Here is a 15704-nt window from a genome sequence, read left to right as displayed (position 1 = left end):
GATTTAGAAGATTCTTGCTGCGTGGCAAGCAAAGCGTTAGGACTGAATTCTTGTTCTTGGCGATGGGCTATAACTTAAATAAACTACATAACAAAATACAGCAACAACGGTGCGGAAAAATGCTACACGAAAAAAAGACCGCCTAAAAGGTTGCAGGCACAGCAATTTATGAGGGGCATAATGCTCCTCTAGCTTTGCTATGCCTACTTTACTCCACTTAATTCGCAAAAAAGAGAAAATACCCTATTCGGTTAGGGATACAAAGAAAGAGCTATCTCAAATAGGTTTTAAAAACCTATTTTGAGACAGCTCCTTTTTTATTTGTTGATTCTGTCAAACGAGGCTAAATTGCAGAAAAGGATCTAATGAATATTGGAGCAAATAATTGGAAAATGACTTGACTTATCAGTCAGTTAGATGTATTATAAGACTTGTAAAGATTATGTTAAATTTTTCATGTACAGTTAATAAATTCTTAATATGTTGTAGTAAATAAATTACTTAATTAAGAGTACGTTTCTACGGTCTTTCACTGCTTAGAAAAATTCTAGCAGTAGTGAATAGATTATGAACAATGAACCTGGCAAGGATAACCTTGAGGGAACATGGATACTCAAAGACGTCCTTTCTTAGGTGAAGTTCATAGCAAGGCAAAAATATAAAACCTAAGGAGAGATTTAAGATGAAAAAGAAATTAGTAGCTTCCTTGGCAGCTGCAATGGTACTTGGCGTAGCTGGTACATCATTCGCTGCAACCAATCCTTTCACAGACGTTCCTGCAAAACATTGGTCCTATGATGCAGTAACCAAACTAGCTAGTGCTGGTATTGTTGATGGTTATGGCGATGGTACTTTCAAAGGTGACAAAACCATCAGCCGTTATGAAATGGCACAAATCGTTGCAAAAGCAATGGCTCATTCCGACAAAGCAACTGCTGAACAAAAGGCTTCTATCGACAAACTGTCCGTAGAATTTGCTGAAGAATTAGAAGGCTTAAACGTTCGTGTAACAAAATTGGAAAAGAATTCTTCCACCATTAAAGTAAGTGGTGAAGCTCGTTTGAGATATGAAGATTACTCAAATAAATATGCAGATCATGATAGTTCCTATAAACTCCGTACTCGTATCCATCTTGATGGAACAATCAATGACAACTGGTCATACTATGGTCGTTTGCAAGCTGTAAATAACTTAAAAGGTGAAGGCGATACCAACGTAACCATGGATAATGCTTTTGTTAAAGGGCAAATCGCAGGCGCTACTGCTACAATCGGTCGTTTCGATTACTTCTTAAACAACGGTTTAATGATTGATAGTACTTTGAATGGTGTTAATTTTGAATTTGGTAATGTATTGAAAGCTAATGCATTCTATGGCAAAGATAATAATAAAGATGTATGGGGTAATTCTAAAAAAGTAATGACTGATTACCTAGAAGTAACTGGCTTAGGCTTAAGTTATGCAGCTTCAAAAGCTACTACTTTAAATGGCGGTTATTATCAGTTTAAAGATAACAATGATTCAGGATATTTAACCAACGCTACTAGTGATGATTCCTTGAAAGTTTGGGAAGCTGGTTTCAAAACACAATTCACTCCCAACTGGAGCTTAAGTGGTTCTTATGGTGAATCTGATGCAGATACTGAAGACACAGCATACTATGCTGAAATTGGTTACAAAGGCGCTGACAAAAAGAAAGTTGGTTCTTATGGTGCATGGGTTAACTATCGTAATTTAGAAGCAAATGCAGCTCCTAAAACTACCTTCGATGGAGCATATACCTCTCGTGGTCAATTAAAAAATGGTGCTAAAGGTTATGAAGTAGGCTTTAATTATACCCCTGTATTAAACACGGTTCTTCGTGTAAAATATGCTAACTTAAAACCAACTGCTGATACTGCTCCTACTGAAAAACAAGATTTCTATCAAGCACAAGTTGAGTTCTTCTTTTAAAAACCGATCGAGATCAGAAGCCGCTAACAAATTTGTTAGCGGCTTCTGATTTTTATATCCTATTAATGAAAAAATATTTTAATTACCTGTATTATTGAAAATAAAGTAATAATATATTTTAAAAATTGAATACATTTCAAAGAAAAATCAAATTTTTCTTGATTTATTAGGAATTTTTGTGTAATATTAGACAGGTAAATTATTTGTTAAATTTTCCTTAATAGATTCTTTTTGGTAATATGATAATTATTGTGGTCTTCGCTACTTAAATATAACTAGAGGTAAATTGATCTATATAGATCGTTTAAGTAGTAGAATAAATATGAACAATAAACCTTGTAAGGATAACCTTGAGGGAACATGGACACTCAGAGATGTCCTTTCTTAGGTGGAGTTCATAGTAAGACAAAAATAAAACCTAAGGAGAGATTTTAACATGAAAAAGAAATTAGTAGCTTCATTAGCAGCTGCAATGGTACTTGGCGTAGCTGGTACATCATTCGCTGCAACCAACCCTTTCACAGACGTTCCTGCAAAACATTGGTCCTATGATGCAGTAACAAAACTAGCTAACGCTGGTATTGTTGACGGTTATGGCGATGGCACTTTCAAAGGTGACAAAACCATTAGCCGTTATGAAATGGCTCAAATCGTTGCAAAAGCAATGGCGCATTCCGATAAAGCAACTGCTGAACAAAAGGCAGCTATTGATAAGTTATCAGTAGAGTTTGCTTCAGAATTAGAAGGTTTGAATGTTCGTGTAACCAAATTAGAAAAGAATTCTTCCACGATTAAAGTAACTGGTGAAGCTCGTTTGAGATATGAAGATCAAACTGCTGATGATTTTTCCGATAATAGCTTAGTACTTCGTAGCCGCATTCACCTAGATGGTCAGATCAATGATCAATGGTCATACTATGGTCGTTTACAATCTGAAAATAATTTACGTGGTGGCGACGATGGAAAAGTGACTATGGACAATGCCTATGTTAAAGGCAATCTATTTGGTGCAACTGCAACCGTAGGTCGCTTTGACTACGTACCAAATGGTGGATTAATGTTTGATAGTACACTCAATGGTGTTAATCTCGAATTTGGCAATGTTCTTAAAGCAAACGTATTCTATGGTAAAGACAATCATCAAGATATTTTAGCTAATGGTAGTTCTAATTGGTCAAATGCAGAGCATCCAGAAGTAACTGGCTTAACATTAGATTATGCAACTTCAAAGGCTACAAGCATTAATGGTGGTTACTACAAAGTTAAAGATATTTATAACACAGATACTACAGACTTCTGGGAAGCTGGCTTTAAAACTCAGTTAAATTCTAATTGGAATTTGGCTGGATCTTATGGCGAATCTGACATTGATGTTGAAAATACTGCATACTATGCTCAATTGGGCTATAAAGGTGCAGATAAGGCAAAAGTAGGTTCTTATGGGGCGTGGGTTAATTATCGTAACATAGAAGGGTTTGCAGCTCCTAGAACTACATTTGATGGAGCATATACAGTAGGTGGTCAAAGCTATTATGACGGCATTGACAGTCTTTATCCTCTTGGTGCTAAAGGTTATGAAGTAGGATTTAACTATACTCCAAAGTTAAATACAGTACTTGGCTTTAAATACGCCAATGTTAAAGCAACTGCAAATGATTCTTCAAATGCTCTCAAAACTAAGTTCTATCAAGCACAAGTTGAGTTCTTCTTCTAAGAAATACTCACAAGTTACAGCCGCTAGCAATTTGTTAGCGGCTGTTTTTTTATGGAATATCAAGCATGATTGTTTACTCTTGGGTGGAAGTCTTGGTGCTTGTGTGATGTTATACGGAGATAGAAAAGTGGAAATACCACTAATATATGAGATAAATCTATTAATCCAGAAAATAAAGATTATTCAGAAAATTACCTTGACGTATTGTTTATTATTGTGTAAAATTTAAAATGTAATAAATTGTTAAATGCTTTCTATAACTCTTAAATATAAGTTGAAATTTCAAAAAACAGGATATTTAAAATATGTAGTATTTTACTTTATGTAAATACCAATTCATTTAATGGTCTTTCACCGCTTAGTAATATGTTAATAAAAAATTCTTTTATTAACATAATTTCTAGCAGTAGTGAATAGATATGAACGATACACTAAGTAAGGATAACCTTGAGGAAACATGGATACTCAAAGACGTCCTTTCTTAGGTTGTGTTCATAGTAAGACGAAAAAATAAAACCTAAGGAGAGATTTTAACATGAAAAAGAAACTCGTAGCATCCTTGGCAGCCGCAATGGTACTTGGTGTAGCTGGTACATCATTTGCCGCAACGAACCCTTTCACAGACGTTCCTGCAAAACATTGGTCCTATGATGCGGTAACAAAACTAGCGAATGCTGGTATTGTTGACGGTTATGGCGACGGAACTTTCAAAGGTGACAAAACCATCAGCCGTTATGAAATGGCTCAAATTGTTGCAAAAGCAATGGCTCATTCTGATAAGGCAACTGCGGAGCAAAAAGCTTCTATCGACAAATTGTCCGTAGAATTCGCTGATGAACTAGAAGGTTTGAATGTTCGTGTAACGAAATTGGAAAAGAACTCTTCCACGATTAAAGTAACTGGCGAAGCTCGTTTGAGATACGAAAATTTTAATCGTGCTTATGATGCAGCTACGGATACAGTTGGCGGACTAAATTCTCTTAAACTACGTACTCGTGTGCACCTTGATGGACAGATTAATAATGAATGGTCATATTATGGTCGTTTGCAATCAGTTAATAACCTAAGAGGAGAAACTGGTGACGATAAAGTAACCATGGATAATGCATATGTAAAAGGGCAAGTGCTTGGCACTACAGCTACAATCGGTCGATTTGATTATTTTCTGAATAATGGCTTGATGATTGATAGCACGTTAAATGGTGTTAATTTTGAAATGGGTAATGTATTAAAAGCAAATGTATTCTACGGAAAAGAAAATAATAAAGATGTTTGGGGCAATGTTTCTGATGTTACTGGTATGACATATGTGGAAGTTACTGGTGTGGGGCTGAAATATGCAGCGTCTAAGGCTACTTCACTGAATGGTGGATATTATCAGTTTAAAGATAAGGATCATAATGGCATTCTGAGTGCTATGACAGGAAACAGCAGCGATAAAGCTAATGTTTGGGAAGCAGGATTTAAATCTCAATTAACTTCAGACTGGAGCTTAACAGGATCTTACGGTGCTTCCGATGCAGATGATGAAAATAAAGCGTATTATGCTGAGTTTGGGTATAAAGGAGCTGATAAGAAGAAAGTCGGATCTTATGGCGCATGGGTTAACTATCGTCATTTAGAAGCGTTGGCAGCCCCAAAAACTACTTTTGATGGTCCATATGCGTATAATTTTCAACTTGCTGGTGGTAAAGGCTATGAAATTGGGTTTAACTATACACCAGTATTGAATACGGTTCTTCGTGTTAAATATGCTGATCTCAAACCAACCACCGATGGTGAAAGTGATAAGACCAAATTCTATCAAGCACAAGTTGAGTTTTTCTTCTAAGAATTGCTCAAATCAGAAGCTGCTAACAATTTGTTAGCAGCTTTAATTTTGCATTTACATCTAGAGAGGGCGCTTGGAAGGTAGAGTGTGTTCTGCAGAGTAACTTTTAATGATTCCTATCATTTCCAGCAGGAGATGACTAGTAATCTATCGAAGATATAATAACATAAAAATCATCTTGAAAGGTGGATAAATCATGAAGAAAAAGTTTATCATTGGCCTATTGGCTTTCTGTATGCTATCCGTAGCGGTTGTACCAGTTACGCAGGCTGCTATTTTTGGAGATCTTTTAAAAGTTGGCGGCATCTCCATCTTAATTGATAAATTTGCGGGTCAATTGAATGGTTTTATTAATACCTTGACATTTAAACATGGCGCCGGCTCTGATTTTGCTACCAAAGTAGTGCCAATTCTTAGCTTTGGCAGTGGTGGTTACATAGGGGCAGCTCAGGTCATTGGGACACAGGATTTGATTGACAGAACCCAAGCGGTTGTGCAAATTGAAGGCGACTTTAGCGGAAAGACATTCCGTGTAAAAGCGCTAATACCAATTGACAGTAAAAACCCTGTAAACTTCTCTCGTGTCAACGGTGTAGGCGTATCAGCCATCATCGATGTGAAGATTTAAATAAAATGAGTGTATAACGTTATGTAAAAAAGCAACGAACCGCGAAGATGCGAAGACTAGGAAGAATAGGTAGGGATATTTTTAGCATTCCTTCGTGTTCTTCGGATTTCTTCGCATCTTCGCGGTTCAAATTGTTTTAATCATTTCTCTGCGGTTAATACATTCTTTTGTTTTTATTCTCCCTACAATTAAATCCAGCAGGAAATCTTTGCAGTTGTCGCGAATGAGTTATAGTTAAATAGACAATATAAAACCAAGAGGGGGATATACAGTACATGTGGCGTAAATTTATAAGTTTAACAATACTTACATTATTTATATGTTCAAATATGGGGTTTGCTTTTGCAAATAGTGTTGGAGATAAAACGGTGCTAGATAAAGTGGTGGCAACAGAAAAGTTTTTCTATGGCACAGAAATGACAGGAGCACTAGTGGAGCGCGTTGCTACACTGGAGAAAGACATATTTGGTAAAGTGAGCAAAGATCCATTGCTCACGAGAGCGGATACTCTTTATTCTTCAACGTATGAGAATTTTATAGATCAGCCATCCTTTCTAATTAAATTAAACGCAATTGAATGGTCTTTGACTCATGCAGTTACTATTGAACCAGCTAAGACGCGGATTGAAAATTTAGAACGTGTCCTAACAGGAAATCTCGTAACTGGGTCACTCAATGATCGTCTGATGAAATTACTAAAATTAGCGTATACAAACGGTGAAGTGTCTACTAGCAATGTAACTTTACATAAAGACAGCTTATTAAAGATCAAGTTAGTTACCCCCTTAAGCACAAGTACGAATCGTCAAGGAGATTTAGTTATATTTCAAGCAGTAGATGATATCTATGTAGATGGACACTTGGTGATTCCGAAAGGATCTCAAGGGCAGGGAGTCGTTACTAAGGTAAAAGGTGCCAAAAATTTTGGTCGTAATGCTGAATTACAAGTAAGCTTTAATACGATAGAAGCTATTGATGGAACCGCAATCAACACCATCTTGGGAGACAAAGCCAAAGAAGAAAACAAATCCTTAGTCACAGCTGCCGGAGCCTCGCTAGCTGGCATGGTCATTCTAGGACCTGTTGGCATCGTTGGCGGAGCTTTTGTACGTGGTAAAGATGTCAATATCCCAGCTGGTGCTGAAATGTATGTTCAATTCAAAGATGAAACCAATGCTTATGGGATACAATAAACAAGAATAGGTTTATTTTTACAAAAGCCGTCATAAGACGGCTTTTTCTACATATTGCCGTATGAAGTTATGAGGGAAAAGTGATATAATAATAGAATGAAAATAGGATTTTTCTAACTGTGTCTTTTTTAAGAAGGCACAATGTTATAGGTAAATACTTTAAATAGGAGAAAGTTATGCAAATAAAGAAAATGATGGTTTGTATTTCCGTATTTATGTTGATTTCGAATAGTTCCCTCATAGGACAAGCTGCTGATAAAAAAGAAAACAAAGTTGATAATACTGCAGTTGATTCTAAAGACAAAACGGCATCTAAGTCAGAAGCGAAAGTGCCCATTGTTATTGAAGGAGATGAGCTGTCATTTAGTGAAGAGACGGGAGAAGTATTTGCTAAGGGAAATGTAGTTGTGAAGCAAAATGCAGATACCCTCCTTACTGATGCTATGCGCGGTAACAGTAAAAATACAGAAATCTGGATCGATGGAAAAGCTACTTTGCAGCAGCCAGAGCGGGAATTAGTAGGAACAGGTACCCATTACAACTATACAACCCGTTTAGGAAATATGAATCATGTGACAGGGCTGGTAGGTAAAGATCATATCACTAGTAACAATCTTGAGTTTTATCCAGAAAAATTAGTGGCACATGACTCGACTGCTACACGGTGTCCGGCGATTGTACCAGACTATCACATGAGTGCAGATAAAATAGAGATTTGGCCTGGAGATAAGATGATTGCCTATAATGCCAAATTTTGGATTAAAAAAATGATGATTTATTCTATGCCGAAATATCAGACATCATTGAAGGCAGATAAGGAACAAAATAGTCCGTTTCCTCGTATTCATTATCATTCTGGAGATGGTTTGACTATTTCTCAATATCTGGAATACCCCTTTGATAATCGACTAAGTGCTTTTGCGGATGTTTCATATTACTCGAAGCATGGATTTAAACCGAAATATGGCTTTATTAGTACGCAGAAGGGGTATAAATTAGAGCTATACAAAAGTGAGGAAGAAAATAGTGATGATGAGTGGATTAAGAAAGAACCAGAGCTGCTCTTTACACTAGATCCTGTTAAAGTTGGTAAAGTTAAGGCGTATTTTACTGCTAGCACTGGTAAGTGGACAGAAGGAAATATCTCTGGATGGCGACAAGATTATAATTTGTCGTTTAAGCGTAATCCGATCCAACTGAGTAAAGTCGTTAGCCTTAATTTGGGTACAGGTTTTGAACGAATCGATTATGGATACAATAACTCTTCCAATAATATATTAAGCTTCAATACCAATTTGACGGCAAAGCCCAACGATAGACTCGAAGCCTGGCTAGGTTATGCTTATCATGGTCAATCTGGCACGTCAGTCTATGAATATGATAAAATTGATAGCAATAGTGAGATAAATGGTGGTTTCATGTATAAATTGGACAAAATGAACTCAATCGGCATCTCGATGAATTATGAAATGGATCCTAGCAATTTCAAAGATCTTGATTATACCTGGCGTCGCAATTTACATTGCCTCCAAGCTGATATTACCTATCGCGCTAAGCGAGGTCATGTGAATGTTAAAATATCTGCCATTGAATGGTAATCGATGAAGGAGATTATTTGTGTTGGAAAAGTCATTATTAAATATTATTGAGAAAAACAAAGAACGTAATATTATGGTAATTGGCGATATGGTTGCTGATGTTTATCTAGAAGGGAAGATATCTCGAATTTCCCGGGAGGCACCTGTATTAATATTAGAACACTCAGAAGAACGAGTTGTTCCTGGAGGTGCTGCTAATGTTGTTCACAATATAGCTACATTGAGTGGTAAAGTGTATGCAGTAGGGGTTATCGGGCAGGATTATGCCGGTCAAGAGTTAACTCGTATTCTGGCAAGTAAAACTGCAGAAACTGCTGGTCTGTTAGTTGACAACAGCCGTCCGACCATTACCAAAACTCGCGTGATGGCAGGGGGGCAGGCAACTGTTCGCCAGCAGATTGTACGAATTGATAAAGAGAAAAAAGAAGCATTAAGTGTGGAAAGTGAACAGGTGGTCAAAGAGTATATTGCTATTCAAATTGCTGATATGCATGGTGTCGTATTAAGTGATTACGGCAGTCATACTGTTTCACCAGATATAATGAATTATGTGATTACAATTTGTAGGGAAAAAGATATACCTTGTATTGTCGATTCTAGGTATAATATAATGGAATATAGTGGGATTCCTATTGTAAAGCAAAATGAATCAGAGGCTGCTGCTGCAGTAGGATATGAGATTAGAGATCAAGAGACGCTTCTATCCGCAGGTAAGACTATTCTAGATAAATTAGATGCTAAAGCAGTTCTTATTACTCGTGGACCAGATGGTATGACCTTGTTTGAAAAGCAAAATAAGGTAACTCAAATTTCTGTTACGAACAAAAGTGAAGTGTATGATGTAACCGGTGCAGGTGATACGGTCGTTGCAACCATGATATTAGCTTTAGCAGCAGGAGCAAGTTATGAGGAGGCAGCTCGTTTAGCTAATTTTGCTGCTGGAATAGTGGTAAAGAAATTTGGTACTGCTACTGCTACTCCGAATGAATTGCGGCAAGCAGTTGGTAAGCATTTCAAATAAAGATGTGAATGTTCTTTTGTAAAATATAGAGAAAGCGCCTTGTAGTAATTTTTAAAATGGTAGGTGAGACCAATATGAAAATAGTAAATAATCTCGAAATAAAAAATATTGCTGAGCAACTAAAAGCCGATGGGAAAAAAATTGTGTTTACCAATGGTTGTTTTGATATCCTTCATGCTGGGCATGTTAGATATTTACAAGCTGCCAGAGAATTAGGTAATTTGCTGATCGTAGGACTTAATAGCGACCATTCGGTGCGTTGCTTAAAGGGACCAACCCGTCCAATAAATAGTGAAGATGATCGAGCCGAAGTATTGTCGGCTCTTTCTGCTGTTGATTATGTGGTGATCTTTGGCGATCATACTGCAGAAAGATTAGTTGCAGAAATAAAACCAACTTTTTATGTAAAAGGTGGAGATTACAATGTCAAAGACTTGCCTGAAGCTAAAATTGTTGTGCAATATGGTGGTCAAACGATCCTCATTCCAGAGGTTATTGGCAAATCATCAAGTAATATTATAAAAAAATTACAGGTCTTAGACAATTGAAGTATACGACAATAAAATTGTTGAGTGCAAAGGATATAAAAATAGGTTAGTATAATTTACTTATATTTCTGTTTTAAAAATGAGGTTTAATTTTATGTATAACAATATCTTGATTGTAAAATTGAGTGCAATAGGTGATGTAATTCATGCTTTGCCAGTAGCGCATGCATTAAAAAAATGCTTTCCCAAATCACGGATTACTTGGGTTGTAGAAAGACCAGCTTATGATCTTTTGACCAATAATCCTGATATTGATGAAATTCTTATTTTTGATAAACCAAAATTCAAGTCACTTTCTGGGATGATAAGATATGCTCCTAGCTTCATAAAACGTTTGCGGGAGGACAAGTTTGATTTGGCTCTTGATTTACAAGGGCTATTTAAAAGCAGCATGATTAGTCTTTTGAGTGGTGCTGACAAGCGATTGGTATATGAGAATGCTCGTGAAGGGAGTCATTTGCTGAGTAAACGCATTATTGGTACTTATAGTAAGGAACATGTAGTGGATCGTTATTTAGATGTAGTTCGCTCATTAGGATGTCAAGTAGATAAAGCGATGTTTAACGTAGTGATTACATTAGAGGAAAAAGAACTTACAAGGCGTATCGCTGCTCAAGCAGGATTAAATATAGAAATGCCCTACGTTGTTCTGGCATTAGGTGCCAATTGGCCGAATAAAATTTGGCCTTTTGAGCATTTTGCAGAATTAAGTAATAAATTATATGATACGAATAGAATACCGGTTATGATTGGTGGCTCTGGAGATAAAGTACTGGCAGAGCAAATTTCATCAATGACTAAGATTCCACCGATTGACCTTACAGGGAAAACAACATTAAAACAATTAGCATATGTTATACAAAAAGCACAGGCATTTATCGGTGGTGATACAGGTCCGATGCATCTATCCACCGCTGTGGGAACGCCAACACTGGCCTTGATGGGACCGACAGACCCGGCACGCAATGGGCCTTATGGTAAAGGGCATGAGATACTTATTACACCTAGAGATTGTGCTGGATGTTGGCAGCGAAGCTGTCCTAAAAAGCTTGACTGCTTAGATGTTATCACACCAGAGACGGTACACAATCAGGTGAAAATATTATTGGAAAGGCGTGAAGTATAATGACAATTGATCACGCTGCGATTCATAAGATTTTATACATCAATTTAGCATTTATTGGCGATCTTGTGTTGTCGACACCTACGGTTCGAGCATTGCGCAACAAATATCCTGATGCGGTGATTGATATGCTAGTCGTTCCTTGGTCAGCGCAAGTGGTTGGTGGGAATCCTTATGCGGATCATGTGTATATATATGATAAAAAAGGGATACATCGCAGCATAAAGAATTTGTGGCATTTAATTTTTAGTTTGCGATCGCAGAAATATGATCTAGTAATAGCAGCCAATTTTGCTGTTCGTGGTGCAATGCTGGCAAAAGCTATTGGCGCTAGGTATAGAGTGGGATATGATGCCCAACATGCTGGGATTTTTTTGACTCATACGGTATCGTCAAAGAGGACAAGCGTTAAGCATGAAACCGAAAATCAATTGGAAGTATTGAAGCCTCTGGATATCAATACAACTGATTTTAGTTTAGCGTATCGCCACAATCCAGTTGATGTAGAGAGCATGCAAAAAAAAGTTTCTCTTTCATCAGAACGTCCTATTGTAGTCATTTGCCCTTTTGGTCGCCATCCCTTGAATAGTTGGAAGATTGAAGGATATATAGATGTATTGAGAAGTTTGTCCGCCATTGCAAATTGTTATCTAATTGGTGGTAAGGCTGAAGCAGAAAAATTAGAAGAAATCAATCAAGAATCTGGTGGTTGTGTACAAGTTCTTGCGGGAACTCTGACAATTAATGAATTAGCAGCGTTTTTAGCTCTAAGTAATTTAGTCATTACGGTAGATACAGGTCCTATGCATATTGCATCTGCTGTAGGAGTACCAATTTTAGCCTTATTTGGTCGATCTGATTCAAGGGTCTGGGGACCAAGGGCAGCGCGAGATAGAATTTTAAAAATGGATTTAGAATGTGTACCATGTATTGTACCTCGAGAATGCCAACATCATCGTTGTATGAGAGAATTAAAGAGTGACGTTGTAACTGCTACAGCATTGGATATGCTGGAAAATAAATGACAGTTTGGGAAGGTATATAGTATGGACAAGAAAATAGCAGTTTTAATATTGACATTTAATGAAGAAAACAATATTCGCGAATGTATTGAGAGTGTTGCTTTTGCTGATGAAGTCATTATAATTGATTCTGGTAGCACGGATAAAACTTGTGAAATTGCCGAAACTTTGGGGGCGAAATTCCTATACCATGCCATGGATGAAGGCTTTGCTGGACAACGTAATTTTGCCTTAAAACAAACTTTAGCGGAATGGGTATTATTTTTAGACGCAGATGAACGTATTACTCCTGAATTAGCAATGGAAATAGAAGAAATTGTACAGAGAAATGAGCAATTTGCTTATGATATTTTGCGTAGCAATGTAGTATTTGGCGAACGGGTGAGTTATGGTGGACATTCCCCAGACTATTCATTGCGATTATACCCAAGGAATGCAATTCAATGGCAAGGAGTGGTCCATGAACAAGCACAAGTAAGCTTACCCATTTTGAAGACGAAAAATGGGATGCTTCACTATACCTATACAAGTTGGGATCGATATTTTTTTAAGTTTAATCAATATACAACGCTTATGGCACAACAGATGGAAGCGAAGGGAAAAAAGGCGCATTTCATCGATATTATACTTCATCCGCTAGCAGGTTTTTTTCGTTTTTATATAACAAAATCAGGTTGGCGGGATGGCAAAATAGGCTTTATCTTAGCGGGGTTTCATGGGTTTTATACTATGGCCAAATATGTAAAGTTATATTATTTGCAAAAGGAGCGTAAAGAATAAATGAAGCTGGCAATTATGGAGACTATTATGTCGCCAGGAGGACATGAAGTTGATTTTGATCGTATCATAGTAGACGAATGCAAAGCTTTAGGTCACGAAGTTATTTTTTATGTTCCTGAAAAATTTGTTTTCAATTTTGCCTATGGTGTACCTGTTCATCAGCTAGCAGGCCAAGGTGTTTCCTACACTGGATTGCATGGCTTTAAAAAAATTTTATCATCGGGCAAAAGGGAGATCAATCGTCAACGATGGTATTGGCAAATGTTTCAGCGCGCTTGTCAGGGTGAATTTGATGCAATAATTATACCGACATCCACCTATCGATATTTACGGGCCATCAACATAAATGTATTAAGAAAATCGCCAGTGCCAGTTATTTTTGTTGTCCACGGAATAAATCCTAAAGAAGCTTCTCACTTTTATCAAGCAGTAGAGAAACTAAAGGATTTTCCTAATGTCAAAATAGTAGTACTTACTTTTGGTAGTGATGTATTGGGAAGAAGATTTTCAAATGTAATTTGTACTAACCCCCCAGCATATATACCACGGGATATTCTTGATCATTATAAAAAACAAGGTGAGGATGCTACTCTTAAGTCGAAACCACTTAAATTAGGCTTTTTTGGACAATACCGTCGTGAAAAGAAGTTAGATGCTTTCTTAGATGCGTTTTTGTCTATTGAATATACCCAACCTGTAGAACTTTTGGTACAGGGAGCTACGATGAAACCCGAAGACTCTAGCGATTTCGAGAGGATTATCAAAAAATATCAAGGTCACAAGCACATCAAATTTTTACACAAAGGATTATTTGGTAAGGAGTGGCAGCAAGCGATTGTGGATGTTGATGCATTATTGATGCCCTATTCAGCAGAACGATATCGATACCATTGGGCTGGTATGCTCTTTACTGCTATTGGTTATCAAAAACCAGTGATATTAAGTAGTGATATTAATCCAGAAGTACTTCAAATGTATGAATTAGGCTGCGCATTTAAAAGTGACGATTCTCAGTCTTTATACACCAATATTGCGAGCTTTATTAATACCTTTTCGGGAAAATATCCTATCTATAAACAAGAACTTGCTAGAGCTTATGAAGCATATTCTCCTACCCTATTTGCGGAAAGGCTGGTAGCATTATGCAAAGAAAAAAAATAGATGTGTCTTTTAAAATTTTGGTGATTAATCTTTTGCATCTGGGTGATTTATTGTTGGCGACGCCTGTAGTTAGGGCTTTGAGAACTCATTATCCTCAGGCTCATATTGCCTTATTGGCAGATGCTAAGCTGCAGGACTTAGTAAAATATAATAAAAATATTGATGAACTGTTACTAATCGACAAAAAAGGTTATCATAATAAATTATCCAATTACGTTCAGTTCATTAGTGAAATCCGTAGCAAAAAGTTTGATATAGTTATAAATCTTCATGAAAATGAGCGAGCCTCTTGCATTGCTGCTTTTAGTGGAGGCAAAAAAATCGTTGGCTATTCCACCTGTGGCTTACATCTCTTTTTTGATAAGGTGATTGAAAATAGAAAGGGCATCAAACACCAAGTCCATTCCCATTTTGACGTATTACGAGAAACCTTGGATATTACAAAAATAAATGATCAGGGTCTTGAAATGTGGCTAGATGAAAAGGCAGAAGAAAGCGCTGGGGAAATATGGAATGAAGCATTTCCAATACACACTCATCCTGAGAAGGAGAGGGGAGCAGCGGCGGAGTGCATAAAAGTCGTTGGTTTAAATATTGGAGCCAGTTGGTCTACCAAATGCTGGCGAAAAGAGTACTTTACGGAGTTGGCGGATCGATTGCTGGATATGGGATATGGAGTCGCATACTATGGTGGTCCGATGGATATAGATATCGTAAATGAAACAATTAATCTTATGCGTAATAAAGAACATACTTTATTGAAGAATTTTGCAGGAAAGATGTCATTATTAGAATTAGCTGCCTTATTGAAGAAGGCTAGCGTCTTAGTGACTAATGATACAGGACCGATGCACGTCGCTGTTGCTATGAAAGTACCTGTAGTAGCAATTTTTGGACCTTCGCCTGTAGTTGGTTTTTATCCCTACAACAATACCAGTGTAGTACTGAAATCTTCTGTGGAATGCCACCCTTGTGGCAAACACTCCTGCCCCAAAAAACATGAGTGTATGTGGCAAATTGATGTGGATACTGTGATGAAATACACCTTGGAACAATTGGAGCATCCTCAGCGTTATACAGCTGGCAGTTATATAGTTCCTGGACAATAGGGAATGAAAAATCACAACTAGG

Annotated in this window: 13 protein-coding genes; all 13 read left to right on the top strand. The window is 37.1% G+C overall.

The window, feature by feature from the left end; genetic code table 11:
* The first annotated feature begins 682 nt into the window (after window positions 1-682).
* The 13 genes from BMZ99_RS17520 to BMZ99_RS17460 all read left to right on the top strand — a co-directional run bounded on the left by BMZ99_RS17520 (window position 683) and on the right by BMZ99_RS17460 (window position 15682).
* Complete coding sequence (locus BMZ99_RS17520) at window positions 683-1954, top strand: UFO1_4202 family uranium-binding S-layer protein (protein ID WP_090940222.1); 1272 nt, start codon at window positions 683-685, stop codon at window positions 1952-1954.
* Between the two features lie 436 nt (window positions 1955-2390).
* Complete coding sequence (locus BMZ99_RS17515; RefSeq protein WP_090940219.1) at window positions 2391-3668, top strand: UFO1_4202 family uranium-binding S-layer protein; 1278 nt, start codon at window positions 2391-2393, stop codon at window positions 3666-3668.
* 535 nt (window positions 3669-4203) lie between these two features.
* On the top strand, window positions 4204-5499 hold the full coding sequence (locus BMZ99_RS17510) for a UFO1_4202 family uranium-binding S-layer protein (RefSeq protein ID WP_090940216.1): 1296 nt from the start codon (window positions 4204-4206) through the stop codon (window positions 5497-5499).
* Between the two features lie 196 nt (window positions 5500-5695).
* Window positions 5696-6127 (top strand): hypothetical protein, encoded by a 432-nt coding sequence (locus tag BMZ99_RS17505; RefSeq protein WP_007939040.1) that lies wholly within the window; start codon window positions 5696-5698, stop codon window positions 6125-6127.
* A 275-nt stretch (window positions 6128-6402) separates the two neighbouring features.
* The gene (locus tag BMZ99_RS17500) at window positions 6403-7320 is read left to right on the top strand and encodes a hypothetical protein (RefSeq protein ID WP_090940214.1); all 918 of its coding nucleotides are present in this window, start codon (window positions 6403-6405) and stop codon (window positions 7318-7320) included.
* A 176-nt stretch (window positions 7321-7496) separates the two neighbouring features.
* On the top strand, window positions 7497-8918 hold the full coding sequence (locus BMZ99_RS17495) for an LPS-assembly protein LptD (protein WP_090940211.1): 1422 nt from the start codon (window positions 7497-7499) through the stop codon (window positions 8916-8918).
* Window positions 8919-8940: 22 nt separating this feature from the next.
* The gene (locus tag BMZ99_RS17490; RefSeq protein ID WP_090940234.1) at window positions 8941-9939 is read left to right on the top strand and encodes a bifunctional heptose 7-phosphate kinase/heptose 1-phosphate adenyltransferase; all 999 of its coding nucleotides are present in this window, start codon (window positions 8941-8943) and stop codon (window positions 9937-9939) included.
* A gap of 74 nt (window positions 9940-10013) precedes the next feature.
* Window positions 10014-10487 (top strand): D-glycero-beta-D-manno-heptose 1-phosphate adenylyltransferase, encoded by a 474-nt coding sequence (rfaE2, locus tag BMZ99_RS17485; RefSeq protein WP_090940207.1) that lies wholly within the window; start codon window positions 10014-10016, stop codon window positions 10485-10487.
* A 94-nt stretch (window positions 10488-10581) separates the two neighbouring features.
* On the top strand, window positions 10582-11613 hold the full coding sequence (locus tag BMZ99_RS17480; RefSeq protein WP_090940204.1) for a glycosyltransferase family 9 protein: 1032 nt from the start codon (window positions 10582-10584) through the stop codon (window positions 11611-11613).
* On the top strand, window positions 11613-12635 hold the full coding sequence (locus BMZ99_RS17475) for a glycosyltransferase family 9 protein (RefSeq protein WP_090940200.1): 1023 nt from the start codon (window positions 11613-11615) through the stop codon (window positions 12633-12635). Before BMZ99_RS17480 ends, BMZ99_RS17475 begins: the two co-directional genes overlap by 1 nt.
* Before the next feature lie 21 nt (window positions 12636-12656).
* On the top strand, window positions 12657-13412 hold the full coding sequence (locus BMZ99_RS17470) for a glycosyltransferase family 2 protein (RefSeq protein WP_090940197.1): 756 nt from the start codon (window positions 12657-12659) through the stop codon (window positions 13410-13412).
* The gene (locus BMZ99_RS17465) at window positions 13413-14573 is read left to right on the top strand and encodes a glycosyltransferase family protein (protein ID WP_090940194.1); all 1161 of its coding nucleotides are present in this window, start codon (window positions 13413-13415) and stop codon (window positions 14571-14573) included. It abuts the gene before it with no gap.
* Window positions 14555-15682: a glycosyltransferase family 9 protein gene (locus BMZ99_RS17460; RefSeq protein ID WP_245755032.1), complete on the top strand. Its 1128-nt coding sequence runs from the start codon at window positions 14555-14557 to the stop codon at window positions 15680-15682. Before BMZ99_RS17465 ends, BMZ99_RS17460 begins: the two co-directional genes overlap by 19 nt.
* The last annotated feature ends 22 nt before the right edge of the window (window positions 15683-15704 follow it).

The sequence above is a fragment of the Pelosinus propionicus DSM 13327 genome, assembly GCF_900114615.1.
Classification (GTDB): domain Bacteria; phylum Bacillota; class Negativicutes; order DSM-13327; family DSM-13327; genus Pelosinus; species Pelosinus propionicus.
Note: the sequence above shows the minus strand (reverse complement) of the source record. Positions and strands in the feature narration are given on the sequence as shown.

What these genes read in the sequence shown, in the direction of transcription:
- BMZ99_RS17520 (WP_090940222.1), top strand. Translation starts at nt 683, where the DNA reads ATGAAAAAGAAATTAGTAGCTTCCTTGGCAGCTGCAATGGTACTTGGC.
- BMZ99_RS17515 (WP_090940219.1), top strand. Translation starts at nt 2,391, where the DNA reads ATGAAAAAGAAATTAGTAGCTTCATTAGCAGCTGCAATGGTACTTGGC.
- BMZ99_RS17510 (WP_090940216.1), top strand. Translation starts at nt 4,204, where the DNA reads ATGAAAAAGAAACTCGTAGCATCCTTGGCAGCCGCAATGGTACTTGGT.
- BMZ99_RS17505 (WP_007939040.1), top strand. Translation starts at nt 5,696, where the DNA reads ATGAAGAAAAAGTTTATCATTGGCCTATTGGCTTTCTGTATGCTATCC.
- BMZ99_RS17500 (WP_090940214.1), top strand. Translation starts at nt 6,403, where the DNA reads ATGTGGCGTAAATTTATAAGTTTAACAATACTTACATTATTTATATGT.
- BMZ99_RS17495 (WP_090940211.1), top strand. Translation starts at nt 7,497, where the DNA reads ATGCAAATAAAGAAAATGATGGTTTGTATTTCCGTATTTATGTTGATT.
- rfaE2 (WP_090940207.1), top strand. Translation starts at nt 10,014, where the DNA reads ATGAAAATAGTAAATAATCTCGAAATAAAAAATATTGCTGAGCAACTA.
- BMZ99_RS17480 (WP_090940204.1), top strand. Translation starts at nt 10,582, where the DNA reads ATGTATAACAATATCTTGATTGTAAAATTGAGTGCAATAGGTGATGTA.
- BMZ99_RS17475 (WP_090940200.1), top strand. Translation starts at nt 11,613, where the DNA reads ATGACAATTGATCACGCTGCGATTCATAAGATTTTATACATCAATTTA.
- BMZ99_RS17470 (WP_090940197.1), top strand. Translation starts at nt 12,657, where the DNA reads ATGGACAAGAAAATAGCAGTTTTAATATTGACATTTAATGAAGAAAAC.
- BMZ99_RS17465 (WP_090940194.1), top strand. Translation starts at nt 13,413, where the DNA reads ATGAAGCTGGCAATTATGGAGACTATTATGTCGCCAGGAGGACATGAA.
- BMZ99_RS17460 (WP_245755032.1), top strand. Translation starts at nt 14,555, where the DNA reads ATGCAAAGAAAAAAAATAGATGTGTCTTTTAAAATTTTGGTGATTAAT.